Source organism: Pseudomonas sp. R1-1 (assembly GCF_051132135.1).
Classification (GTDB): domain Bacteria; phylum Pseudomonadota; class Gammaproteobacteria; order Pseudomonadales; family Pseudomonadaceae; genus Aquipseudomonas.
The window spans coordinates 5,779,789-5,804,485 of sequence record NZ_CP071663.1; the positions used below are offsets into that span (position 1 = coordinate 5,779,789).

Here is a 24,697-nt window from a genome sequence, read left to right on the forward strand (position 1 = left end):
GACAAAGCATGGCTTGGGGATTAGAATGTCGCGCATTCTCTTTTGGTGACAGCGATATGACTGATCAGCGCAAAGGCAGCGATGCCGAACCCACCACTCACTTCGGCTTCAAAAACGTTCCGGAAAGCCAGAAAGCGGAAAAAGTCGCTGAGGTTTTCCATTCGGTAGCCGCCAAATACGACCTGATGAACGACCTTCTGTCGGGCGGCATGCACCGTCTGTGGAAGCGCTTCGCGATCGAACTGTCCGGCGTGCGCAGCGGTAATCGCGTGCTCGACATCGCCGGCGGCACCGGTGACCTGACCCGCAAATTCTCGCACCTGGTCGGCCCGACCGGTCAGGTGGTGCTGGCCGACATCAACGAATCCATGCTCAAGGTCGGTCGTGACCGCCTGCTGGATCTGGGTGTCGCCGGCAACGTCGAGTTCGTCCAGGCGGACGCGGAAAAACTGCCGTTCCCGGACAACCATTTCGACTGTGTGACCATCGCCTTCGGCCTGCGCAACGTGACGCAGAAGGAAGACGCCCTGCGCTCGATGCTGCGCGTGCTCAAGCCCGGCGGCCGCCTGCTGGTGCTGGAGTTCTCCAAGCCGACCAATGCGCTGATGTCGAAAGCCTACGACGCCTATTCGTTCGCCTTCATGCCGCTGATGGGCAAGCTGATCACCAATGACTCGGAAAGCTATCGCTATCTGGCCGAATCGATCCGCATGCACCCGAATCAGGAAACCCTGAAGTCGATGATGGTCGACGCCGGTTTCGACCGCGTGACCTATCACAACATGACCGCAGGCATCGTCGCCCTGCACCGCGGCATCAAGCCCTGATGTTGCTCACCGGGCTGCTCGCCAGCGTTGAACTCGGCCTCAACCGGGTGCTGCGTCTCGACAGCACGGCGTTGCCGCGGCTGGCGCATCTGACCGGCAAGGTGATTGCCGTCGACTGCCGCAGCCCGGCATTGCAATTGTTCATCCTGCCCAGTGACGAAGGCTTGATGCTCGCTTCGCAGTGGGCAGCCGACGTCGACTGCACCCTGCGTGCGCCGGCTTCAAGCCTGGTCAAACTGGCCCTGAGCAAAGACAAGACCACCGTGCTGCACGCCCCGGAAGTCGAGCTCGATGGCGACAGCGGCGTGCTGCTGGAGCTGGCCGGTGTGCTGCAGGATCTCGAACTGGACTGGGAGTACGAACTCTCGCGCTGGCTCGGCCCGGTTGCCACGCAATTGCTCGGCGGCCACCTGCGCAGCCGCGCGCGCTGGTATCAGCAAGGATTTGCCAGCCTCAACCAGAACCTCGCCGAATACCTCGCCGAAGAATCACGCACCCTCGTCGGGCAGCGCGAAGCCGAAGCGCGGTTCAGCGAACTGGACCGGATCAAACTTGATCTGGAACGACTCGAGGCGCGTTTCGAGCGCCTTTCCCGATCCCTCGACCCAAGCGATAACGCATGAAGCTGCTTGCCGTCCGCCGTCTGTTGCGCATCCAGCGCGTCGTGATCCGCTACCGCCTCGATGACCTGCTGTTCGCCCTGCCGCTGCCCTGGTTTCTTCTGGCGTTGCGCTTTGTGCTGCCGTGGCGCTGGTTGCCGCGCAAACGCCTGGAGCTGAGCCGCGGCGCGTGCCTGCGTCTGGCGTTGCAGGATCTGGGGCCGATCTTCATCAAGTTCGGGCAGATCCTATCGACCCGCCGCGACCTGCTGCCCGAAGACATCGCCGACGAACTGATGCTGCTGCAGGACCGGGTACCGCCGTTCGATTCGCAGCTGTCGGTCAAGCTCATCGAAGAGCAGCTCGGCAAGAAAATCAGCGAGGTGTTCAGCCGTTTCGACGTCGAGCCACTGGCCTCGGCTTCGGTGGCGCAGGTGCATGCCGCGCAGCTGAAGTCCGGTGAAGAAGTCGTGGTGAAGGTAATCCGTCCGGGGCTGAAACCGATCATCGCGCAGGATCTGGCGTGGCTGTTCATCCTCGCCCGCGCCGCTGAAAAACTCTCGGCCGATGCACGTCTGCTGCATCCGGTCGACGTGGTGCTGGATTACGAAAAAACCATTTACGACGAACTCGATCTGCTGCGTGAGGCGGCCAACGCCAGCCAGCTGCGGCGCAATTTCGAGGGTTCGTCACTGCTTTACGTGCCGCAAGTCTACTGGGACTGGTGCCGGCCAAAAGTGCTGGTGATGGAGCGCATCTACGGCATCCAGGTCACCGATCTGGCAACCCTCGCCGATCAGCGCACCGACATGAAAATGCTCGCCGAACGTGGTGTGGAGATCTTCTTCACACAAGTGTTTCGCGACAGCTTTTTCCACGCCGACATGCACCCGGGCAATATCTTCGTCAGCACCGTCAACCCGTGGAGCCCGCAGTACATCGCAATCGACTGCGGCATCGTCGGCAGCCTGACCCCGGAAGACCAGGATTATCTGGCGCGCAACCTGTTCGCCTTCTTCAAGCGTGATTACCGTCGCGTCGCGCAGTTGCACATCGATTCGGGCTGGGTGCCGGCGGAAACCAAGCTCAACGAATTCGAAGCGGCGATCCGCACGGTCTGCGAACCGATCTTCGAAAAACCGTTAAAAGATATTTCATTCGGTCAGGTGCTGATGCGCCTGTTCCAGACGGCGCGCCGCTTCAACATGGAAGTGCAGCCGCAGTTGGTACTGCTGCAAAAGACCCTGCTGAACATCGAAGGCCTCGGGCGTCAGCTATATCCGGATCTGGATCTGTGGAACACCGCGCAGCCGTTCCTCGAACGCTGGATGCGCGAGCGCGTCAGCCCGAAAGCCTTGCTGGGCAACGTGCAGAGCCAGTTCGAGCAGATTCCGCACCTGGCCAACATGGCCCGCGACCTGCTCGAGCGCATGTCGCAGCCGCACGCCAACGACCCGCCGCCGCCATGGCACCGACGCAAGGATGACTGGTTCCTGCGCCTGCTCGGTTGCGCGCATCTGGCCGGCGGAGCGATCCTCGCCGCCGGCGGTCCATTGACCGATTGGGCGCACTGGCCGGCCGGAATCATGGTGGCGGTCGGTTTGTATCTGGTCGTTCGTCGATAGCACGAATCAGCGGCAAGTTATAAGCTGCAAGCCTCAAGCTTGATGACACAGGTACACCGCAACCGGCTTTTACTTGCAGCTTGAAGCTTGCAACTCGAAGCTGCTTTCAGGAATTAGAGATGAAAAACTGGCTGGACGAGATCAAGTGGGACGCTGACGGCCTGGTGCCGGCAATTGCCCAGGATCACAAGACCGGACGCGTGCTGATGATGGCCTGGATGAACCGCGAAGCGCTCGAACTGACCGCCGCGGAGAATCGTGCAATCTACTGGTCACGTTCCCGTGGCAAGCTGTGGCGCAAGGGCGAAGAGTCCGGCCATGTGCAGACCCTGCATGAGATGCGTCTGGACTGTGATGCCGACGTGATCATCCTGATGGTTGAACAGATCGGCGACATCGCTTGCCATACCGGCCGTCAAAGCTGCTTTTACCGCGTCTTCGAAAACGGCGACTGGAAAACGGTCGACCCGGTACTGAAAGACCCGCACGCCATTTACTCCGCAGGACACAAGCATGAGTGACACACTCACCCGTCTGGCCGAAGTGCTCGAAGAGCGCAAAGGCGCAGCCGCCGACAGCTCGTATGTCGCCAGCCTGTACCACAAGGGGCTGAACAAGATTCTGGAGAAGGTCGGCGAAGAGTCGGTCGAAACCATTATCGCCGCCAAGGATGCCGCCATCAGCGGCGACTGCAGCGATGTCATCTACGAGACCGCCGACCTGTGGTTCCACAGCATGGTCATGCTTGCCCAACTGGGGCAGCATCCGCAGGCCGTGCTGGATGAACTGGATCGCCGCTTCGGCCTGTCCGGACACGTCGAGAAAGCCTCGCGTCCGTCCGCCTGAACAACTATTCGAGAGGAACAGCAACATGGGCATTTTTGACTGGAAACACTGGATCGTCATCCTGGTTGTCGTGGTGCTGGTGTTCGGCACCAAGAAACTGAAAAACCTCGGCACCGACGTTGGCGAGTCGATCAAGGGCTTCCGCAAGGCCATGAACGACGACGAAAAACCGGCCGAACCGAGCGTGACCCCGCCGGCGCAGCCAGTGCCGCCGGTACAGCCACAGACCACCGCGCAGGCCAACCCGCCGCACACCATCGACGTGCAGGCGCAGAAAGTCGAAGAGCCGATCCGCAAAGACGTGTGAGCACTGACTAATGTTTGGTATCAGCTTCTCTGAACTGCTGCTCGTCGGCCTCGTCGCCCTGCTGGTGCTGGGCCCCGAGCGTCTGCCGGGCGCTGCGCGCACCGCCGGCCTGTGGGTCGGTCGGCTGAAGCGCAGCTTCAACGCGATCAAACAGGAAGTTGAACGTGAAATCGGTGCCGACGAAATCCGTCGGCAACTGCACAACGAGCACATCCTCTCGCTGGAGCAGGAGGCGCGGAAGATTTTCAGCCCGGTTCAGCAAGAGCCGACGCCGGTTGAGCACGTGGGCGAGCAGACGATTCATGCGCCTGCTGCACCGGCTCCGACGCCTGCACCTGCACCTGCACCTGCCGTAGCGACAACCGAACCCGTACCTGCTGTCGCGCCAACGTCGGTTGAACACGTAGCTCCAACCGCCGCGCCGATCACACCAGCGCCTCACGACTCCACTCTGCCGCCGCGAGCACCATGAGCGACCTCCCCGAAAACGACCAGCACATGCCGCTGGTTTCGCACCTCACCGAGTTGCGCACCCGTCTGCTGCGTTGCGTGGCGGCGATCTTCATCATTTTTGCCGGGCTGTTCGCCTTCACCCAGCAGATCTACACCTTCGTCTCGACGCCGTTGCGCCAGTACCTGCCGGTCGGCGCGACGATGATCGCCACCGACGTGTCGTCGCCGTTCCTGACGCCGCTGAAGCTGACGATGATGGTCTCGCTGTTTCTGGCGATTCCGGTGATCCTGCATCAGATCTGGGGCTTCATCGCGCCGGGCCTGTACAAGCACGAGAAGCGCATCGCGGTGCCGTTGCTGGTGTCGAGCATTCTGCTGTTCTACACCGGCATGGCGTTCGCCTATTACTTCGTCTTTCCGCTGATCTTCAAATTCTTCGCCGCTGCCACCCCGGCCGGTGTGGAAATGATGACCGACATCGCCAGTTACCTCGATTTCGTCATGACGTTGTTCTTCGCCTTCGGCGTCGCGTTCGAGATCCCGGTGGCCGTGGTCCTGCTGGTGTGGATCGGCGTGGTCGATGTCGCCTACCTGAAGAAGATCCGCCCGTACGTGATCATCGGCTGCTTCGTGGTCGGCATGATCCTCACGCCGCCAGACATCTTCTCGCAGACCCTGCTGGCCGTGCCGATGTGGATGCTGTTCGAGATCGGCATTCTGTTCGGCGGCCTGATCAGCAAACGCGAACGCCCGGAAGACAACCCGGCCGACGATCACAACGACCAGCCGCCAGCGACCCAGGCATGAACCTGCTGCTGCTCGAAGAAGCCGACTTCATCGCGGCTGACCGCGTGATCCTGCGTGATCGGCGCTTGACTCATATGCAGGAAGTCCATCGCTCGGAAGTCGGCGACAGCCTGCGCGTCGGGCGCATCAACGGACTGATGGGCTCGGCCGAACTGCTACGCCTCGAAGCTGGCGAAGCCGAGCTGCGTGTCAGCCTCGATCAGCCACCGCCGGCGAAACTGCCGCTGACTCTGGTGCTGGCGCTGCCACGGCCGAAAATGCTCCGCCGGGTGTTTCAGACTGTCGCGACCATGGGCGTTTCGAAGGTGATTCTGGTCAATAGCTACCGGGTCGAGAAAAGCTTCTGGCAGACGCCGTTTCTCGAGCCCGAGGCGATTCGAGAACAACTGATCCTCGGCCTCGAACAGGCCCGCGACACGGTGCTGCCAGAGATCATCATCGAGAAACGCTTCAAGCCTTTCGTCGAGGATCGGCTGCCGGCGATCAGCGACGGCACCCTCGGTCTGGTCGGCCACCCGGGCCATTACCCGCCCTGCCCCCGCGCGCTGAGTGAACCGGTGACCCTGGCGATCGGTCCGGAAGGCGGCTGGATCCCTTACGAGATCGATCTGCTGGCCAAATCCGGTCTGCAACCGGTGCAGCTCGGCGAGCGGATCCTGCGCGTCGAAACCGCCGTCACCGCCCTGCTCGCCCGCTTGTTCTGATTCTCGCCCCCAGACAGATGGTGTTACAGATTGCCATCATGCAGCCGATACAGTGCCCATAAGTCCAATTTAGTGGTCCGAAGGGAGTGGTCGCATGTACCGTTGGTTAGCCGAGAGTCTTGGGAACGTCAGCGTCAAACGCAAGCTGGGCATCGGCTTCGGCCTGGTGCTGTTACTGACGCTGTTGATCACGTTCACCGGCTGGACCGGTATGAGCGGCATCATCAGCCGCGGCGATAAACTCGGTTTCATTTCCAGCCTCAATGAGCTGACCAAGGACCTGCGCCTGGCGCGCACGGACTACGACATGCGCCGCGGCGATCAGGGGCCGGGCGCGGTCAATGAATTGCTGGCCAAGCTGGACAGCGGTCTGCGAGAAGCGCGCGGGATGATCGAACAGCCCGCCGATGCGGCGATGGTCGACCAGCAACTGGCCGCCGTGGCCGAGTACAAGCGCGCCTTCGGCGAAATGACCCAGGCCACCGTGCAGCGTGAAGATGCCCGCAGCAAGCTGGGCGCGAATGCCGACAACGCCGTGGCCAAGGTCGGCGAAGTCGAAAAGGCGCTGTTGCAAGGTGACAGCGTGGCGCAATACAACGCGGTGATCGAGCTGAGCAAACTGCTCCAGCAAGCGCGTTATCAGGTGCGCGGCTACACCTATAGCGGCAAGGCCGATGCCGAGCAACCGGCGCTGACCGCGATTGAAAACGCTCTGAAAAACCTCGAAAGCCTGCCGAGCCGCGTACCGGAACAGCATATCGCCAACCTGCAGCAGGCCACTGACTCGCTCAAGGCCTACCGCGCCGCCGTCAGCCAGTTCCGCGACTCCCAAGTGAAAAACGCCGCCGCGCTGACGGCCATGTCAGCGCAGGGCGACATTCTCATCGCCGTCAGCAAGAAGCTCACCGAATCGCAAACCGTGGTGCGTGATAACGATGCCGCACACGCCAAGAACATGTTGCTGGTCGCCACCGCGCTGGCCCTGATCTTCGGTTTGATTGCCGCCCTGGCGATCACCCGGCAAATCATCATTCCGCTGAACCAGACCCTGCAAGTCGCCGAGCGCGTCGCTGCCGGCGATCTCACTCAAAACCTGGTCTCCCTGCGCCGCGACGAACTCGGCCAGCTGCAGCGCTCGATGCAAAGCATGACCCAAGGCCTGCGCGAGTTGATCGGCGGCATCAGCGATGGCGTCACGCAGATCGCCAGCGCCGCCGAAGAGCTGTCGGCGGTGACCGAGCAGACCAGCGCCGGGGTTAACAATCAAAAGGTCGAGACCGATCAGGTCGCCACCGCCATGAACGAAATGGCCGCCACCGTGCAGGAAGTCGCGCGCAATGCCGAGGAAGCCTCGGAAGCGGCAGTTGCGGCCGATCAGCAGGCCCGCGAAGGCGACAAGGTGGTCGGTGAAGCCATCGCGCAGATTGAGCGTCTGGCCGCTGAAGTCAGCCACTCCACCGAGGCCATGGGCGAACTCAAGCGCGAAAGCGACAAGATTGGCAGCGTCCTCGACGTGATCAAATCCGTGGCCCAGCAAACCAACCTGCTGGCGCTCAACGCGGCTATCGAAGCGGCCCGTGCCGGCGAGGCCGGTCGTGGTTTCGCCGTGGTGGCTGACGAGGTGCGCAGCCTCGCCCAGCGCACGCAGAAGTCCACTGAAGAGATTGAAGAACTGATCGTCGGCCTGCAAAACGGCACCCAGCAAGTGGCAACGATCATGGACAACAGCCGCACCCTGACCGACAGCAGCGTCGAATTGACCCGCCGCGCCGGCGGTTCACTGGAAAGCATCACCCGCACCGTCTCGGCGATTCAGGCGATGAACCAGCAGATTGCGGCAGCGGCAGAACAGCAGAGCGCCGTGGCCGAAGAGATCAACCGCAGCGTGCTGAATGTTCGCGATGTGTCTGATCAGACTTCGGCGGCGAGCGAAGAGACAGCAGCGTCGAGCGTTGAGCTGGCGCGGTTGGGGACGCATTTGCAGACGCTGGTGGGCCGGTTCAAGGTTTGAGGTGATTGATCGCCTGGGTTCGCTTGCGACCGAGGTGAGGCTATCGCTGGCAGGCCAGCTCCCACAGGGTTCGGTGGTGCGGCTCGATCTTGGCCACTCCACAAAACCCCTGTGGGAGCTAGCCCGGCTAGCGATTGGCGGTGTGATGACTGAAGAACGATCGCCAGCAACGGCTGATTGGCCTGCAGACCCGCCCCCCCTCACCCCAGCCCTCTCCCGAGGGAGAGGGAGCCGACCGAGCTGTCTTTACGCTATGCATCAGGCTCAGATACCGTCGCATCGCTCAAGCATGCCGTGGTCAGTCCCCTCTCCCTCTGGGAGAGGGTTAGGGTGAGGGGCTTTTGAATCACGCATAAAAAAACCCCGCTGACTCAGCGGGGTTTTTTCATCAGGCCAGTTGCGCCTGCATCGTCGCCGGTCGCAACGGCAGCAGCGGTGCATGCGGGTCGGCTTTCACCGAGGCCCGCCACGCGTCCAGCCACTCGGTCAGGCCTTCAGCCCAGACCTGCTCGTGCAGACGCGCCAGTGCCACCGGATCGCTCAGTAGTTGCAGGCGATCATGGTTGCTCAGCTCCGCTGGGCCGACCTTGACCGCGTGCCGCACGCGCTCCTGACGCAACCACTCTATCGGCTCGGCCTGACCGTGGCGAGAGGTCGCCAACGAGCACGCCAGGGCGTTCTGCTGCGGATCGACCACCGCGCGGACGAAGCCGTCGTTCAGGGCGTGGTAGCGGTTCTCGTGGGTGTACTGGTCGGTTGCCAGCAGCGCCTGTGGCGGATTGTATTCCTCGGGGATGAGGAACAGGCTCGCGTCACGGGTCTTCAAGCCCAGGCCAACGCGGCTGGAAATCACCGACACCGGGATCGACAGCATCAGCGAACCGACGATCGGCACCAGCCACCAGAGGAAGCTCGGGTTCAGCCAGATCACCAGCAGCGCCCAGCAGAAGCCCAGCAGGGTCTGCGGGCCGTGACGCTTGACCGCTTCGCTCCATGGCGTCGAGTCGTCGTCACGCTGTGGCGAATTCCAGGTCGCGGCCCAGCCGAGGAACGCGGCAAGGACGAAACGGGTATGGAAAATCATCCGCACCGGCGCCAGCAGCATGGAGAACAGCATCTCCAGGAGCATCGACAGGGTCACCTTGAACTTGCCGCCGAACTCTTTCGCGCCCTTGGCCCAGATCAGGATGATGCTCAGCAGTTTCGGCAGGAACAACAGCACGATCGTGGTCGAGAACAGCGCGATGGCTTTGTCCGGATGCCATTGTGGCCACAGCGGATAGAGCTGGCGCGGCTCAAGGAAGTACTGCGGCTCCATCAGCGTATTCACCGCCAGCAGCGCGGTCGACAGCACCAGGAAGAAGAACCACAACGGCGCCGACAGGTACGACATCACGCCGGTGAGGAACACCGCACGGTGCACCGGGTGCATGCCCTTGACCAGGAACAGGCGGAAGTTCATCAGGTTGCCGTGGCACCAGCGACGGTCGCGCTTGAGCTCGTCGAGCAGGTTCGGCGGCAGTTCTTCGTAACTGCCCGGCAGATCGTAGGCAATCCACACGCCCCAACCGGCACGGCGCATCAGTGCGGCTTCAACGAAGTCGTGAGAGAGAATCGCACCGGAGAACGCACCCTTACCCGGCAACGGCGCCAAAGCGCAGTGGTCGATGAACGGCTTCATGCGGATGATCGCGTTGTGACCCCAGTAGTGCGATTCACCCAACTGCCAGAAGTGCAGACCGGCGGTAAACAGCGGGCCGTACACGCGGGTGGCGAACTGCTGCATGCGCGCATACAGGGTGTCCATGCCCGAGGCACGTGGCGCGGTCTGGATGATCCCGGCGTCCGGCGTGGCTTCCATCAGGCGCACCAGACTGGTCAGGCACTCGCCGCTCATCACCGAATCGGCGTCGAGCACGACCATGTACTTGTAGTCACCGCCCCAACGACGGCAGAAGTCGTCGAGGTTACCGCTCTTGCGTTTCACACGGCGGCGACGGCGACGGTAGAAGATCTTGCCGAAGCCTTTGGCTTCGCGGCAGACGTCCAGCCAGGCCTGTTGCTCGGCGACGCAGATGTCGGTGTCGTTACTGTCGCTGAGGACGAAGAAGTCGAAGCGATCCAGATCACCGGTGGCGGCGACCGATTCGAACGTCGCGCGTAGACCGGCGAATACGCGCGGTACGTCTTCGTTGCAGATCGGCATGACCAGTGCGGTACGCGCATCTTTGGCAATCGGCTCGTTGCCGGCGCTTTTGCCGGAGATACGGTACTTATCGTGACCGGTGAGCAACTCGAGGAAGCCCATCAGCGCGGTCCAGAAACCGGCCGAGACCCAGCAGAACAGAATCCCGAACAGAATCAGGATGCTGGTTTGCAGCGCATACGGCAGCACTTGCGTGGCGGTTTGCAGCAGCGGTTGGTGCAGGACTTCTTCGAGATCGACAAACGACCAGCCCTGGTACGGCATGATGCCTTTCATGTACCAGCCGGCGACGATGGTCTGGCCGAGCATCAGCAGCAGCAGAATGTAGCGACGGATCGAACCGACGGTGCGCCAGCGCGCAGCCGGCAGGACATTCTCGTCCTTCGGCGGCTGCGGCGGGTTGGTACGCCCGGTCAGACGGCGCCAGCCACGCACCAGGATATTGGTGCGCCATGGCTCCGGCACGACCTTGGTGCGGCGGATCGGCGGAGTGGCTTTCATGCTGATCCGGCCGCTGGCGTCGAGCACCAGCATTTCCGCTTCTTCCAGCTCTTCGGCGGTGCTCAGGGTCAGGCGCTTGCCCACCGAAGCCTGGGCGGCTTCGGCAGGGGCGTCGAACGTCGAGGACGACAGGCGTTGATGCAGCTCGCTGAACGACTGGCAGCCCGCGAGTTCCGCGCGCTGCTCGTCGGTCATCGGCAGATGCGCCAGATACTCGGACAGAGTCTCTGGCTGTACTTGAGAGTTACTCATCGGCAGGCAACTGATAGCTCCAGGTCTCGGTCAGGACTTCTTCAGTCGGTGCCGATTCCGGTGTGGCTGGGGCCGCGTCGGCAGCGGCTGGCTGCTTGGCGTCTTTGTTGGCCTTGTCCTTGGCCTCTGCTACTGGCTTGGCTTCAGCCTGTCTGGCCTCGGCGGCCTTGGCTTCCTTGTCGGCTTTCTCTTGTTGCTTGGCGGCAACCTTGTCGGCCTTGGCCACGGACGAGTTGGACGCCGGCACTGCCGACTTGGCCAGATCGGCGGTCACCACTGGCTGCACCAGAGCGGCACGCATTTCGGTGGACTTGCTCGGATCCTTGATCTTCATCCGCAGGGTCAAGCGCCAGCCCTTGGTTTCCGGGTTGTAGCGCACGCTGTTTTCGACCAGTTCGGCGTTGTCGCCGACACTGACCTGACTGCGCACATCGGCGTCTGGGGCCAGAGCGGCCAGCGATGGACCTTCGAAGTCGACCAGATAAGCGACGCTGCCATCCGGCTGACGGATCAGGTTCGATTGCTTGACGTCACCGGTCGAACGCAGGGTTTGTGCAACCCAGGCACTGTCAGGTGCGTGCAGCGCGGCTTCATCCATGGTCCAGTGCAGGCGGTAGGCGAAGTCCAGCGGCTGACCTGGCTCCGGCATTTTTTCCGGGCTCCAGAACGCAACGATGTTGTCGTTGGTTTCATCGGCGGTCGGAATTTCCACCAGATCGACGGTGCCCTTGCCCCACTCGCCCTTCGGCTCGATCCAGGCGCTTGGACGCTTGTCGTAGCGGTCGTCGAGATCTTCGTAGTGGCTGAAGTCGCGGCCACGTTGCAGCAGACCGAAACCACGCGGGTTTTCGACGCTGAAGTTGCTCACGGCCAGGTGTTTCGGGTTGTTCAGTGGACGCCAGATCCACTCGCCATTGCCGGCGTGGATCGACAGACCGCTGGAATCGTGCAGTTCACGACGGTAGTTAAGGACTTTCGACGGCTGGTTGGCACCGAACAGGAACATGCTGGTCAGCGGCGCGATGCCCAGTTTGCCGACCTTGTCACGCAGGAACATCTGCGCCTTGACGTCGACGATAGTGTCGCTGCCCGGACGCAGGATCAGCCGGTAGGCACCGGTGGCGCGCGGCGAATCGAGCAGCGCGAAGATCACCAGGTGCTTGTCGCCCGGCTTCGGCTGTTGAATCCAGAACTCGCGGAAACGCGGGAATTCTTCACCCGACGGCAGCGCAGTGTCGATCGCCAGACCACGGGCCGACAGACCGTAGGTGTGACCCTTGCCGACAACGCGGAAGTAACTCGCGCCGAGCATGGTCATGATTTCGTCTTGCTTGTCGGCCTTGTTGATCGGGTACAGCACACGGAAACCGGCATAACCCAGTTGTTCGGTGGCCTTCGGATCGAATTTCAGGTCGCCGAAATCGAAGCGCGTCGGATCGTATTTGATCTCTTCGACGGTGTTCGCTGTGATTTCATTGATTTTCACCGGTGTATCGAAGTGCATACCTTGGTGATAGAAGGACAGCTTGAACGGCGTCTTCTGATCGGCCCACTCAGCCTTTTCGGTGAGGAAGCGGATTTTCTGATAGTCCGCGAACTTCATATCGCGGAATTCGTTCGGCAGGTTGCTGCGCGGGGCTTCGAACTTCTGCCCGGCCAGCTCTTTGGCCTTGGCCGATACATCGTCAAGATTGAACGCCCAAAGCTGACCGGCGCTGAGCAGGCACAGGAGCGCCGAACCCGCTACCAGGGCACTTCGCATGCGTTTGGCAGACATTTTTGCTGCATTACAGGGACTAACAATCACGAGCAACCCTCGCCGAAAACAGATCAATAAACCAACGGCCAGATGAAGTGCCTGTGGGGATTTCGGCGATAAAAAACCGACCTTCCAGCGCACCCTTGCCAAGTTGGCGAGCATTGTTCCGACTCCGCTGGGGCAAAATGATTCCCCAATCGGATCCGGACAAGTCTCTACCTAAGTCAAAACGGACCAACGAACGCTGATCCCCGTAGCGCGCGATTATCTAGTAGCCCGCATGACAACGCATCAGGGGTAACAAAGTATTTATCGCGAAAACACCCGAAAAACAGCCGAAATTTCCTAAAGAAGGTGTTTCAAGCATTTTCAGGTCTGTAACAAAAAGGTCACCGGGCCATCGTTGACCAGATGCACCTGCATATCGGCGCCGAATCTACCTGATGCCACAGTGCCATGCACCTGTTTCGCTTTGCTCAATAGATAGTCGAACAACTCCTCGCCAAGGGCCGGCGGCGCCGCGCTCGAAAAACTCGGGCGCAGGCCGCTTTTGGTATCCGCCGCGAGGGTGAACTGAGAGACCAGCAGCAACCCACCGCCGACATCGGCAAGGGACAGGTTCATCTTGCCCTCGGCGTCACTGAATACCCGATAGTTAAGCAGCTTATGCAGAAGTTTGTCGGCGCTGGCACGCGTGTCGTCGGGTTCTACCGCGACCAGCACCAGCAAGCCTTGATCGATCGCACCGACAACTTCCCCGTCGACCTCGACCCGCGCGCCGCGCACGCGCTGCAACAGCCCCTTCATGCTTCTTCAGGCGGCAGATCGAGCAGACGCTGAGCCATTTTGCTCGCCGCGCGCACCAGCGCATCGGTGATGCCCGGTTCGGACGCCGCGTGGCCGGCATCACGAATCACCTGCAGTTCGCTGTTCGGCCAGGCCTGATGCAGCTCCCAGGCATTGTCGAGCGGGCAGATCACGTCGTAGCGACCGTGAATGATCACGCCCGGCAGATGCGCAATCCTGGCCATGTCGCGAATCAACTGGTTCGGCTCCAGGAAGGCGTTATTGGTGAAGTAGTGGCATTCGATCCGCGCAATCGACAGCGCGCGCTGCGGTTCGGAGAAGCGATCAACTACCAGCGGATTGGGCCGCAGCGTTGCGGTGCGCCCTTCCCAGGTCGACCACGCCTTGGCCGCGTGCATCTGCGCGATCTGGTCGTTGCCGGTCAGGCGTTTGTGGAAAGCGTTGAGCAGATCGTCGCGCTCGTCCAGCGGGATCGGTGCGATGTAGTCCTGCCAGTAATCCGGAAACAGACGGCTGGCACCGGCCTGATAGAACCACTCGATTTCCTGCGGACGGCAGAGAAAGATCCCGCGCAGGATCAAGCCGTGGACACGCTCCGGGTGGGTTTGCGCGTACGCCAGCGCCAGGGTCGAGCCCCATGAGCCGCCGAACAGCACCCATTTGTCGATGCCCAAATGTTTGCGGATGCGCTCAAGGTCTTCGACCAGATCCCAGGTGGTGTTGTTTTCCAGGCTGGCGTGGGGCGTCGAGCGTCCGCAGCCGCGCTGGTCGAAGGTGACAATGCGATACAGGTTCGGATCGAAGTAGCGGCGGCTCTGCGCGTCGCACCCGGCGCCGGGGCCACCGTGGATGAACACCACCGGCAGACCTTCCGGCGAGCCGCTTTCATCGACGTACAGCGTATGGGTGTCATCGACAGCCAGATCGTGCCGGGCGTGGGGTTTGATCTGCGGAAACAAAGTCTGCATTGCGCGCTCCGTAAGGGGTCGAGGTCATCCCTGAGGGGACTTCTATTATTCTGCCGTTGGGCATCATAAACCCGATTTACGTCAATGAGCATGCTCCGGGTTACTCGCAATTTTTCAGCCGCGTCCCCTGCAGGAGCGAGCCTGCTCGCGATAACGGTGTGCCCGTCACTGAAATGGCGACTGAACCGACGCTATCGCGAGCAGGCTCACTCCTACAGGGGTAGGCGCCAGGCTTTATTTCGCGTAATGGCTTTGGCCCCAGGCCAGCAGCCCCTCGAGCAATTCCTTGAGCACCACCCGCGTCGGCTCGGCCAGGTCGGCGCGGTAGCGGAACGGTTCGAACTCTTCCATGTAGGTGGACTGGCACAGTTCGAGTTGCACCGCGTGGATGTGTTCGGCCGGGTTGCCGTAGTGGCGGGTGATGTGTCCGCCCTTGAAACGACCGTTGAGCACATGGCTGAAGTTGCTGTGTTGCGCGCAGATCGCTTCCAGCTGCGCGGCCAGTTGCGCATCGCAGCTCGCGCCATTGAACGTGCCGAGGTTGAAGTCCGGCAGCTTGCCGTCGAACAGGTGCGGGATGATCGAGCGGATCGAGTGCGCATCGAACAGCAGCGCGTAGCCGAATTCAGCCTTGAGCCGCGCCAGCTCCTCGTGCAGCTTGCGGTGATACGGCGTCCAGATCTGCTCCAGATAGCTCGCGCGTTCTTCTTTCGATGGTTCCAGACCTTCCTGGAACAACGGAATGCCATCGAACAGCGTCGCCGGATACAGGCCGGTGGTTGCCCCGGCGTACATTGGCTTGTCGTCGGATGGACGATTCAGATCGATGACGAATCGCGAATACTCGGCGGCCAGGGTACTGGCACCCAGCGCTTCAGCGAAATCGTAAAGCTGCGGGATGTGCCAATCGGTGTCCGGCAGGCTTCTCGCCGCCGGGATCAGCCCCGTCTCGACCGCAGGCGTCAGGCGTACCCCGGCATGCGGCATGCTGATCAGCAGCGGCACGCGACCTTGTTTGAAATGCAGAACCTTATCCACAACCGCTTCTCCTACAGATTTGATTCAACGCCGTGACGCACGACGCGTTTGTCCAGATCGCCGCCGAGCCAATACGCCAGATCTGCCGGACGATCGATCTGCCAGGCGACAAAATCGGCAACCTTGCCGACCTCCAGCGAACCGTGGGTGGCAGCCATGCCCAGCGCTTGCGCCGCGTGGATCGTCGCGCCGGCCAGGGCTTCTTCCGGGGTCATGCGGAAACAAGTGCAGGCCATGTTCAACATCAGACGCAACGACAGCGCCGGTGAGGTGCCGGGGTTGAGGTCGCTGGCAATCGCAATTTTTACGTTGTGCTTGCGCAGGGCGTCCATCGGCGGCAGCTGGGTTTCGCGCAGGAAATAGAACGCGCCCGGCAGCAACACGGCCACGGTGTCGGCTTCGGCCATGGCGATGGCGTCGGCTTCGTCCATGAATTCCAGATGATCGGCAGACAGCGCTTTATAGCGCGCGGCGAGGCTGGAGCCGTGCAGCGATGACAGTTGCTCGGCGTGAAGCTTGACCGGCAAACCGAGTTTTTGCGCGGCGACGAACACGCGCTCGACCTGCTCCGGCGAGAACGCCAGGTATTCGCAGAAGGCATCGACCGCATCGACCAGGCCCTCGGCGGCCAGCGCCGGGAGCATCTCGTCGCAGACCAGATCGATGTAATCGTCGGCGCGATCCTTGTATTCCGGCGGCAAGGCGTGCGCGGCCAGGCAGGTGCTGCGAACGCTGATCGGCAGTTCTTGCTGCAAACGACGGATGACTCGCAGGATCTTGCGTTCGTTGGCCAGATCGAGGCCGTAGCCGGATTTCATTTCGACCGTGGTCACGCCGTCGCGCATCAGGCTTTTCAGGCGCTTGGCGGCGCTGACAAACAATTCGTCTTCAGTAGCATCGCGAGTCGCACGCACGGTGCTGGCGATACCACCACCCTGCGCGGCGATCTCGGCATAGCTGACACCTTGCAGACGTTTTTCGAATTCACCGCTGCGGTTGCCGCCGAACACGGTGTGGGTGTGGCAGTCGATCAGCCCGGGCGTAACCCAGGCGCCTTGAAGGTCATTGACCGCCGGGTATTCACCGGACGGCAACTGATTACGCGGGCCGATCCACTCGATGAGCGCACCGGAGGTGACGATGGCGGCGTCCTCGATGATCGAGTAAACGCCGTGGGCCATGGTTGCGACGTGGCAGTGTTGCCAGAGGGTTTTCACTGTTGGCCTCCGTTTGGATTGTGATCGTTCCCACGCTCTGCGTGGGAATGCCTCAAGGGACGCTCTGCGTCCAGTGACGCGGAGCGTCACGGGCTGCATTCCCACGCAGAGCGTGGGAACGATCAGTGGTGGGGTTAAAGGCTAGGCAGCAACTTCGGTGGAACCAGCTCGGTCAGACACCGCGAAGCCAGCAATTCAGTGGCCGCATTAATGTCCGGCGCAAAGAAGCGGTCCTTCTCATAAAACGGCACTTCCTTACGCAAAATCGCCCGCGCCTGTTCCAGCTTCGGCGAGGTCTTCAGGCCGTTGCGCAAGTCCAGCCCCTGCGCCGCCGCCAGCCATTCCACCGCAAGGATGCCGCGGGTGTTCTCGGCCATTTCCCACAGACGCTTGCCGGCCGCAGGGGCCATCGAGACGTGGTCTTCCTGGTTGGCCGAGGTCGGCAGGCTATCGACCGAATGCGGATGGGCCAGCGCCTTGTTCTCGCTGGCCAGTGCCGCCGCCGTCACCTGCGCGATCATGAAACCGGAGTTCACGCCGCCATTGGCAACCAGGAACGGCGGCAGTTGCGACATGTGCTTGTCCATCATCAGCGAGATACGCCGCTCACTCAGCGAGCCGATTTCAGCGATGGCCAGGGCCATGTTGTCAGCGGCCATGGCCACCGGTTCGGCGTGGAAGTTGCCGCCGGAAATCACATCGCCTTCAGCGGCGAACACCAGCGGGTTATCCGACACCGCATTGGCTTCGACGGCCAGCACTTCGGCGGCCTGACGGAACTGGGTCAGGCAGGCGCCCATGACCTGTGGCTGGCAGCGCAGCGAGTACGGATCCTGGACCTTCTCGCAGTTCTGGTGCGAATCGGAGACTTCGCTGCGCTCACCGAGCAGATCGCGATAAGCAGCCGCGGCATCAATCTGGCCTTTCTGGCCGCGAGCCGCGTGAATGCGTGCGTCGAACGGCGAGCGCGAGCCCAGCACGGCTTCAACGCTGAGACCGCCGAGCGCCAGTGCACCGGCGAACAGGTCTTCACCTTCAAACAGACCACGCAGCGCGAACGCGGTGGACACCTGAGTGCCGTTGAGCAGCGCCAGACCTTCTTTTGCCGCCAGGGTCAGCGGGGTCAGACCGGCGATTTTCAGCGCCTCGGTGGCTTGCATCCACTCACCCTTGTAGCGCGCCTTGCCCTCTCCCAGCAGCACCAGCGACATGTGCGCCAGCGGCGCCAGATCGCCCGAGGCACCGACCGACCCCTTCAGCGGAATGTGCGGAAAGACCTCGGCATTGATCAGCGCGATCAGCGCATCGATCACCACCCGGCGGATGCCCGAAAAACCGCGGCTCAGGCTGTTGACCTTGAGCACCATGACCAGCCGCACCAGCGCATCGCTGATCGGCTCGCCGACACCGGCGGCGTGGGACAGCACCAGCGAGCGTTGCAGGTTTTCCAGGTCTTCGCTGGCGATGCGCGTCGACGCCAGCAGGCCGAACCCGGTGTTGATGCCGTAGGCCGTGCGATTCTCGGCGAGGATCTGCTCGACGCAGGCCACGCTGGCCTCGATCTGCGCGGCGGCGCTGTTGTCGAGGCTCAGCTTGACCGAATGCTGGTAGACGTCACGCAGTTGGGCCAGGCTCAGTTGGCCGGGAATCAGGTTCAGCGCAGTCATGTTTGTGCTCCTTTTGAGAGTTTCTTATTAACTGACCAGTCGCTCCGGAAATGTCCGTTGTCCGTCGCCGCTCGTCTTTTGGAGAGCCGCGCCTTGGCACGCTGGCAGGGGTCGTGTCAGTGCAGATTCGGTAAAACGTTGTGTGGCAGATTCGGGTCTTTCAGCACGCTCGCTGCGGCGGCGATGTCTGGCGCCAGCCAGCGGTCCTGATCGTAGGCCGGGACCGTTTCGCGCAGCACGCGCCAGGCGATATCGGTGCCGGCGCCGAAGCGTTGCTCCTTGAGAAATTCAAACGCCTGGGCCGCCAGCAAGTATTCGATGGCGAGGATCTGCGTGCAGTTTTCCACGGCGCGATGCAGTTTCAGCGCTGCATGGGTGCCCATGCTCAGATGGTCTTCCTGCAGGCCTGAGGTGATGTAGTTATCGAGCACTGCCGGTTGCGCCAATTGGCGATTTTCCGCGCACAGCGAGGCGGCGACGTATTGCACGATCATCATCCCGGAATTGACGCCCGGATTGGCCACCAGAAACGCCGGCAGGCCGCTGACGTGCGGGTTGATCAGGCGATCGAGACGGCGCTCGGCGATCGAGCCGATCTCGGCCATGGCGATCGCCAGCAGGTCGGCGGCCATCGCCACCGATTGCCCGTGCGGGTTGGCTTGCGACATGACCCGGAAGTTGTCCGGCGTGCCGAGCAGCAACGGGTTGTCGGTGCAGGCGTTGAGTTCGATCTCGACCTGTCTGATCGCATGCTCCAGTTGATCACGCGCGGCGCCATGCACCTGCGGAATCGAGCGGATGCTCAAGGCATCCTGGGTGCGGATGCCTTTGCTGATGGCGATCACTTCGCTGCCAGCGAGCAGCGCGCGCAGATTGCTGCCGACCTGCTGCATGCCCGGGTGCGCTTTCAGCGCGATGATCTCGGCGTCGAACGCGTCGATCTGGCCACGCTGGGCTTCGAAACTCATTGCGCCGATGACATCGGCCCATTGCAGCAGGCGTGTTGCGTCGGCGAGCGCCAGGCAACTGAGGCCGGTCATGCACGGCGTGCCGTTGACCAGGCACAAGCCGTCCTTGGCGCCGAGCTGCACCGGTTGCAGGCCTTCTGCGGCCAGTGCCTGTTGTGCCGGAACAATCTGCCCGCGATAGCTGACATTGCCCACACCGAGCAAGGCGATGCCGATGTGCGCCATGTGCGTCAGATAACCCACTGAACCTTGCGACGGCACCTGCGGGGTGATGCCGCGATTGAGTAGCGCCAGCAGCGCTTCGACCACTTGGCGGTGGATGCCGGATTTGCCGTGACTGTAGTTATGGATTGCCGCGCAGATGATCGCCCGAGTCTGTTCGTCGCTGAGCACCGGACCGACGCCGCAGGCATGGCTGAGCAAGGTGTTGCGCGATAGCTGGCTGAGCTGTTCGTCCTTGAGCGAGACGTTGGACAGTCCGCCCAGACCGGTGTTGACGCCATAGGCCCGCTCGCCGCTTTCGACGATGCGCTGAACGATGCCCTGCGCGTTGTCGATACGCGCCCAGGTGCCCTCCGACAGCTCCAGTTGTGCGCCATGACGGGCCACGGCGACCACGTCCTGCCAACGCAGGTGGTCGCCGGTGATGATGATTTTTTCAGCCTGGGACATCTAAAACCTCAACCTTGATATTGATGCAGCTTCAGCGGCCCCTTCGCTGGCAAGCCAGCTCCCACAGAGTCATCAGTGTTCAGCCAATCCCTGTGGGAGCTGGCTTGCCAGCGATGGGGCCAGTCAGTGCAACGCTTTGTTCAGATCAGACTACTGCCGCCCGCCGCTGCACGAACCGGTCGACATACTCATCCGCCGGCGAATGCAGGATCTCTCTCGGCGTACCGACCTGAATCAATTTCCCATCCTTGAGAATCGCAATGCGGTTGCCGATGCGCACGGCCTCGTCGAGGTCGTGGGTGATGAAGACGATGGTCTTGTGCAGGGTCTTTTGCAGCTCCAGCAACTGGTCCTGCATTTCGGCGCGGATCAGCGGGTCGAGTGCACTGAAGGCTTCGTCCATCAGAATGATGTCGGTGTCCGCCGCCAAAGCGCGGGCCAGGCCGACACGCTGGCGCATGCCGCCGGAGAGCTGGTGCGGGTACTTGTTTTCGTAGCCTTTGAGGCCCACGGTGTTGATCCAGTGCAGCGCGCGCTCGGTGCACATCTGCTTGCTCTCGCCGCGCACTTTCAAGCCGTAGGCGACGTTGTCGAGCACGCTTTTGTGCGGCAACAGGCCGAAGCTTTGGAACACCATGCTGATCTTGTGTCGGCGAAATTCGCGCAGCGCGTCCATGTCGTATTGCAGGATGTCCACGCCGTCGACGAGGATCGCCCCGCTGGTAGGGTCGATCAGGCGGTTGAAGTGGCGCACCAGGGTGGATTTGCCCGAGCCGGACAGGCCCATGATCACGAAGATCTCGCCGGTGCCGATGCTCAGCGACAGGTCGTTGACCCCGACCACGCAACCGGTTTCGTTAAGTACCTGATCCTTGGTCTTGCCTTGGCCGACCATCGCCAGGGCGTCCTTGGCGCGGTTGCCGAAAATCTTGAAGACGTTTTTGACTTCGATCTTGCTCACGGTTGCGTTGCTCATTTGCTCACCTCATGCCGTGGCCGACCATACGCCTGAGTAATGCGGTCGATGACCACTGCGAGAATCACGATCGCCAGACCGGCTTCCAGGCCACGTCCGACGTTGAGGGTCTGAATCCCTACCAGCACATCTTCACCCAGGCCACGGGCGCCAATCATCGAGGCGATCACCACCATCGACAGGGCCATCATGGTGGTCTGGTTGATCCCGGCCATGATGCTCGGCAGGGCCAGCGGCAGTTGCACGCCGAACAGTTGCTGCCAGCGGTTGGCGCCGAACGCGTTGATCGCTTCCATCACTTCGCCGTCGACCTGGCGAATGCCCAGATCGGTCAGACGAATCAGCGGCGGCGCGGCGTAGATCACCGTGGCGAAAATCGCCGGCACCTTGCCCAGACCGAACAGCATCAGCACCGGAATCAGGTACACGAAACTGGGCATGGTCTGCATGATGTCGAGCAGCGGCATCAGCACCGAGCGCAGGCGATTGCTGCGCGCCGAGAGAATCCCCAGCGGGATACCAATCAGCACCGAAATGATCGTCGCGACCATCATCAGCGCCAGCGTCTGCATGAGCTTGTCCCACAGGCCGACAGCGCCCACGAGGAACAGCAGACCGACGATGACCGCAGTGGTCACGACTTTGCGCGTGGCGTGCCAGGCGACCACGCCAACGATCGCCAGCATCAGCCACCATGGCGCTGCGCGCAGCAGGCCTTCGAGGTTGACGATGGCCCACAACAGCGTGTCGGAGATATGGCGGAACACATCACCGTAGTTGGTGACCAGCGAATCGACCCAACCGTTAACCCAGTCGGCGATGGAAAAGGTAAAGCTCTCGGGAAACATAAGCGGCTCTCAGTCAGCAATCTCAATCAAGCGTTTACGGCATATCTCCCGGCCAGCCTCACGGTTGACCGGGAGGTATCGACCTACAGCGCCGCGTCGATTTTCCTGGCTGCGTCTGCACTGACCCACGCATGCCAGACTTCAGGATGTTCCTTGAGGAAGATTTTCGCCAGTTTCGGCGACTCGATACGTTCCTTGGCCATGCGCCCCAGATTCTGGTTCAGCAGGTCGATCGGCAGGTTGACCTTTTCCAGCACGGCGACCAGTTCCGGGGCCTCGTCGTGGAAGGTTTTCGACAGGCCGACCTTGATGCTCACGCTCTTGTCGACGCCGGCTCTCTCTTCGAGTTTGACCGCGTCGATCTGGCCCATCAGCGGGGTTGGCGACCAGTAGTAGAACAGGATCGGCTCGCCCCGCTTGTAGCTCGACAGCACCGCCGCATCCAGCGCAGGGCCGGTACCCGGACGGAAGTTGGTGTAGCTGTTTTCCAGGCCGTAGCTTTTCAGCATTTCGCTGTTATCGAGCTCGCAGGTCCAGCCGGCCGGGCAGTTGTAGAAACGGCCCTTGGACGGCTCTTCGGCGTCCTTGAACACCGCGGCGTATTTGCCCAGGTCAGCGATGTTTTTCAGGTCTGGGGCTTTCGGCTCGAGTTTGCGCTTGGCGTCGCCTTCGATGACGTAGCGCGGCACGTACCAGCCTTCGATCGCTCCGACAATCGGCGCGCCGACGCCGACCACCTTGCCGGCCTTCTCGGCCTTGTTCCAGACCTCGCTGCGGCCGACCCATTCTTCGGCGAACACTTGAATGTCATTGCTGCTCAAGGCGTTTTCCATGGTGATGGAATTGCCCGGCAGGCTGTCGGTCTTGCAGTCGTAGCCTTTCTCCAGCACCACTTGCAGCACGTCGGTCAGCAACATGCCGCTTTCCCAGTTCAGGCCGGCGAATTTCACCGGTTTGCCCGATTCGCACCAGCCGGCAGCCTGGGTGGCGCCGGCACTGGCCAACAGGCCCATGGACAGCAATGTGGTCAGCAGGGTCTTGTTCGATTTCATTGTAATGACGCTCCTAATCATGAATGGGCTTACGGCAGTTCAAGAGGCATCCAGCCCTGTCCACGTCCAGATCAGGCCTGCGCCGCAGCGCGACCGGCCCCGCTTGTTTCGGGTTGTACTTGGCTGCTCTGCGCGACTGGCAGAATCAGTTGATCGGGCACTGCGCTGTGCCATTTTTTTGCGCACACGTAGTAGACGGCGGCAGGCAGCACCAGACCGATGATCCAGGAGATATCCACGTCACCGAGGGCAGCCACCAGCGGACCGGTATAGAACTTGGTCGAAATGAACGGCAGTTGCACCAGCACACCGAACACGTAGACGCTGATCCCCAACAGGTTCCAGCGCCCGTAGCGTCCCTTCGGATCGGCGAGTGCCGGCACGTCGTAACGCTCACGGGTGATGCAGTAGTAGTCGACCAGATTGATCGCGCTCCACGGTGTGAAGAACGCGAGCAGGAACAGGATGAAAGACTTGAACGCACCGAGGAACGAGTGCTGACCGAGCAGCGCGATCAGCGTGGCCGCGCCGACAATCACCAGCACAAACACCAGGCGCTGCATGCGCGTAACGGTCAGGTGGCCTTTGAAACCACTGATGATCGTCGCGATACACATGAAGCTGCCGTAGGAGTTGAGCGTGGAGATGGTCACCTTGCCAAAGGCGATGCTGAAATACAGCAACGCCGCGGTGGCACCGGTGCCGCCGAGACCGACGATGTAAGCCACTTCATGCCCGGCGAACTGGCCGTTGGCCGAAGCGGCGGCGAACACGCCGAGGATCATCGCCACCTGCGCGCCAATCACCGAACCGGCACCGGCGGCGAAAAAGGTTTTCACCGCCGAGGTGTTGCTCGGCAAGTAACGCGAGTAATCCGCGACATACGGGCCGAACGCAATCTGCCAGGACGCGGCCAGCGACACCGCGAGCAGGAAACTGCTCCAGCTGAAGTGACGGATTTGCAGGAGCGCACCGACGTCGGTCTGGCTCATGAGCCGCCAGAACAGAAAGACGAAAGCAATCACGCCGATGAGGCTGGCGACCCGGCCGATGAAGTGAATCACTCGATAGCCGAGCACCGTCACCAGCACGATAACGCTGGCAAACAGCAGAATGCCGGCGCTGTCGCTGACGCCAAACAGCTGCCCCAGCGCTTGCCCGGAGAGCACGGTGCCGGTCGCGGTGAAACCCAGGTACATCAGACACACCAGCACGATCGGAATCGCCGCGCCGTAAACGCCGAACTGCACGCGGCTGGAAATCATCTGCGGCAGGCCCAGTTTCGGCCCTTGCGCGGCATGCAGCGCCATCACGCCACCGCCGAGCAATTGGCCGATCAGCAAGCCGATCAACGACCAGAACACATCACCGCCCAGCACCACGGCCAGGGCCCCGGTGACGATCGCGGTGATCTGCAGATTGGCGCCCATCCACAGGGTGAACTGGCTGAACAGACGACCGTGTCTTTCCGCTTCCGGGATGTAGTCGATCGAACGCCTCTCGATCAACGGTTTGTTGCCTGCACGATCGGTGTTGACAGCCATGATTCAACCTCTGTGGATTGTTCTGGGTGGTTATTTGTTTCGC

Annotated in this window: 22 protein-coding genes and 1 pseudogene; 11 read left to right on the forward strand and 12 right to left on the reverse strand. The window is 61.7% G+C overall.

The annotated features are described in order from the left end of the window. Positions 1–56 precede the first annotated feature (56 nt). From ubiE to J3P75_RS25855, 11 genes and pseudogenes are all read left to right on the forward strand, one after another. Entirely contained in the window at positions 57–827 is a 771-nt protein-coding gene (gene ubiE / locus J3P75_RS25805; RefSeq protein ID WP_434708664.1) for a bifunctional demethylmenaquinone methyltransferase/2-methoxy-6-polyprenyl-1,4-benzoquinol methylase UbiE, read from the forward strand. Next, complete coding sequence (locus J3P75_RS25810) at positions 827–1,450, forward strand: ubiquinone biosynthesis accessory factor UbiJ (protein WP_434708665.1); 624 nt, start codon at positions 827–829, stop codon at positions 1,448–1,450. Before ubiE ends, J3P75_RS25810 begins: the two co-directional genes overlap by 1 nt. Further along, the gene (gene ubiB, locus J3P75_RS25815; RefSeq protein WP_093105832.1) at positions 1,447–3,051 is read left to right on the forward strand and encodes a ubiquinone biosynthesis regulatory protein kinase UbiB; all 1,605 of its coding nucleotides are present in this window, start codon (positions 1,447–1,449) and stop codon (positions 3,049–3,051) included. The genes J3P75_RS25810 and ubiB overlap by 4 nt, the downstream gene beginning before the upstream one ends. 119 nt (positions 3,052–3,170) lie before the next feature. Beyond that, positions 3,171–3,572 carry a phosphoribosyl-AMP cyclohydrolase gene (hisI, locus tag J3P75_RS25820; RefSeq protein ID WP_007909357.1) on the forward strand — a complete coding sequence of 134 codons (402 nt, stop codon included), beginning with the start codon at positions 3,171–3,173 and terminating at the stop codon, positions 3,570–3,572. Beyond that, positions 3,565–3,897 (forward strand): phosphoribosyl-ATP diphosphatase, encoded by a 333-nt coding sequence (locus J3P75_RS25825; RefSeq protein WP_007909355.1) that lies wholly within the window; start codon positions 3,565–3,567, stop codon positions 3,895–3,897. The genes hisI and J3P75_RS25825 overlap by 8 nt, the downstream gene beginning before the upstream one ends. 25 nt (positions 3,898–3,922) lie before the next feature. Further along, the gene (locus J3P75_RS25830; protein WP_090280346.1) at positions 3,923–4,204 is read left to right on the forward strand and encodes a twin-arginine translocase TatA/TatE family subunit; all 282 of its coding nucleotides are present in this window, start codon (positions 3,923–3,925) and stop codon (positions 4,202–4,204) included. A gap of 10 nt (positions 4,205–4,214) precedes the next feature. Further along, positions 4,215–4,676, forward strand: a complete 462-nt coding sequence (tatB, locus tag J3P75_RS25835; RefSeq protein ID WP_434708666.1) for a Sec-independent protein translocase protein TatB — start codon at positions 4,215–4,217, stop codon at positions 4,674–4,676. After that, the gene (gene tatC, locus J3P75_RS25840; RefSeq protein ID WP_203420396.1) at positions 4,673–5,464 is read left to right on the forward strand and encodes a twin-arginine translocase subunit TatC; all 792 of its coding nucleotides are present in this window, start codon (positions 4,673–4,675) and stop codon (positions 5,462–5,464) included. The genes tatB and tatC overlap by 4 nt, the downstream gene beginning before the upstream one ends. Beyond that, a complete protein-coding gene (locus tag J3P75_RS25845; RefSeq protein WP_434708667.1) occupies positions 5,461–6,168 on the forward strand; it encodes a 16S rRNA (uracil(1498)-N(3))-methyltransferase in 708 nt (235 codons plus the stop codon). Before tatC ends, J3P75_RS25845 begins: the two co-directional genes overlap by 4 nt. Positions 6,169–6,379: 211 nt before the next feature. Beyond that, a pseudogene (locus J3P75_RS25850) lies at positions 6,380–7,276 on the forward strand (methyl-accepting chemotaxis protein); the annotation flags it as partial. Between the two features lie 198 nt (positions 7,277–7,474). Beyond that, complete coding sequence (locus J3P75_RS25855) at positions 7,475–8,179, forward strand: methyl-accepting chemotaxis protein (RefSeq protein ID WP_434711377.1); 705 nt, start codon at positions 7,475–7,477, stop codon at positions 8,177–8,179. Between the two features lie 388 nt (positions 8,180–8,567). Here J3P75_RS25855 and mdoH read toward each other — a convergent pair whose 3' ends face one another. The 12 genes from mdoH to J3P75_RS25915 form a co-directional block, all read right to left on the reverse strand. Further along, complete coding sequence (gene mdoH / locus J3P75_RS25860) at positions 8,568–11,138, reverse strand: glucans biosynthesis glucosyltransferase MdoH (RefSeq protein ID WP_203420393.1); 2,571 nt, start codon at positions 11,136–11,138, stop codon at positions 8,568–8,570. After that, the gene (locus J3P75_RS25865) at positions 11,131–12,915 is read right to left on the reverse strand and encodes a glucan biosynthesis protein G (protein WP_434708668.1); all 1,785 of its coding nucleotides are present in this window, start codon (positions 12,913–12,915) and stop codon (positions 11,131–11,133) included. The genes mdoH and J3P75_RS25865 overlap by 8 nt, the downstream gene beginning before the upstream one ends. A gap of 351 nt (positions 12,916–13,266) precedes the next feature. Further along, positions 13,267–13,704 carry a D-aminoacyl-tRNA deacylase gene (gene dtd, locus J3P75_RS25870; protein WP_434708669.1) on the reverse strand — a complete coding sequence of 146 codons (438 nt, stop codon included), beginning with the start codon at positions 13,702–13,704 and terminating at the stop codon, positions 13,267–13,269. Then, positions 13,701–14,672 carry a prolyl aminopeptidase gene (pip, locus tag J3P75_RS25875; RefSeq protein WP_203420390.1) on the reverse strand — a complete coding sequence of 324 codons (972 nt, stop codon included), beginning with the start codon at positions 14,670–14,672 and terminating at the stop codon, positions 13,701–13,703. Before pip ends, dtd begins: the two co-directional genes overlap by 4 nt. Before the next feature lie 234 nt (positions 14,673–14,906). After that, positions 14,907–15,710, reverse strand: a complete 804-nt coding sequence (hutG, locus tag J3P75_RS25880) for an N-formylglutamate deformylase (protein WP_434708670.1) — start codon at positions 15,708–15,710, stop codon at positions 14,907–14,909. Positions 15,711–15,721: 11 nt separating this feature from the next. Then, the gene (gene hutI / locus J3P75_RS25885; RefSeq protein ID WP_434708671.1) at positions 15,722–16,927 is read right to left on the reverse strand and encodes an imidazolonepropionase; all 1,206 of its coding nucleotides are present in this window, start codon (positions 16,925–16,927) and stop codon (positions 15,722–15,724) included. A 134-nt stretch (positions 16,928–17,061) separates the two neighbouring features. Beyond that, entirely contained in the window at positions 17,062–18,594 is a 1,533-nt protein-coding gene (gene hutH, locus J3P75_RS25890; protein WP_434708672.1) for a histidine ammonia-lyase, read from the reverse strand. A gap of 116 nt (positions 18,595–18,710) precedes the next feature. Further along, a complete protein-coding gene (hutH, locus tag J3P75_RS25895; protein WP_434708673.1) occupies positions 18,711–20,234 on the reverse strand; it encodes a histidine ammonia-lyase in 1,524 nt (507 codons plus the stop codon). 145 nt (positions 20,235–20,379) lie between these two features. Then, positions 20,380–21,210, reverse strand: a complete 831-nt coding sequence (locus J3P75_RS25900) for a quaternary amine ABC transporter ATP-binding protein (protein ID WP_090280309.1) — start codon at positions 21,208–21,210, stop codon at positions 20,380–20,382. Then, positions 21,207–22,058: an ABC transporter permease gene (locus J3P75_RS25905; RefSeq protein ID WP_007949591.1), complete on the reverse strand. Its 852-nt coding sequence runs from the start codon at positions 22,056–22,058 to the stop codon at positions 21,207–21,209. Before J3P75_RS25905 ends, J3P75_RS25900 begins: the two co-directional genes overlap by 4 nt. Before the next feature lie 83 nt (positions 22,059–22,141). Beyond that, positions 22,142–23,110, reverse strand: a complete 969-nt coding sequence (locus tag J3P75_RS25910) for an ABC transporter substrate-binding protein (protein WP_434593271.1) — start codon at positions 23,108–23,110, stop codon at positions 22,142–22,144. Positions 23,111–23,181: 71 nt separating this feature from the next. Beyond that, on the reverse strand, positions 23,182–24,654 hold the full coding sequence (locus tag J3P75_RS25915) for a purine-cytosine permease family protein (RefSeq protein WP_434708674.1): 1,473 nt from the start codon (positions 24,652–24,654) through the stop codon (positions 23,182–23,184). Positions 24,655–24,697: the final 43 nt, after the last annotated feature.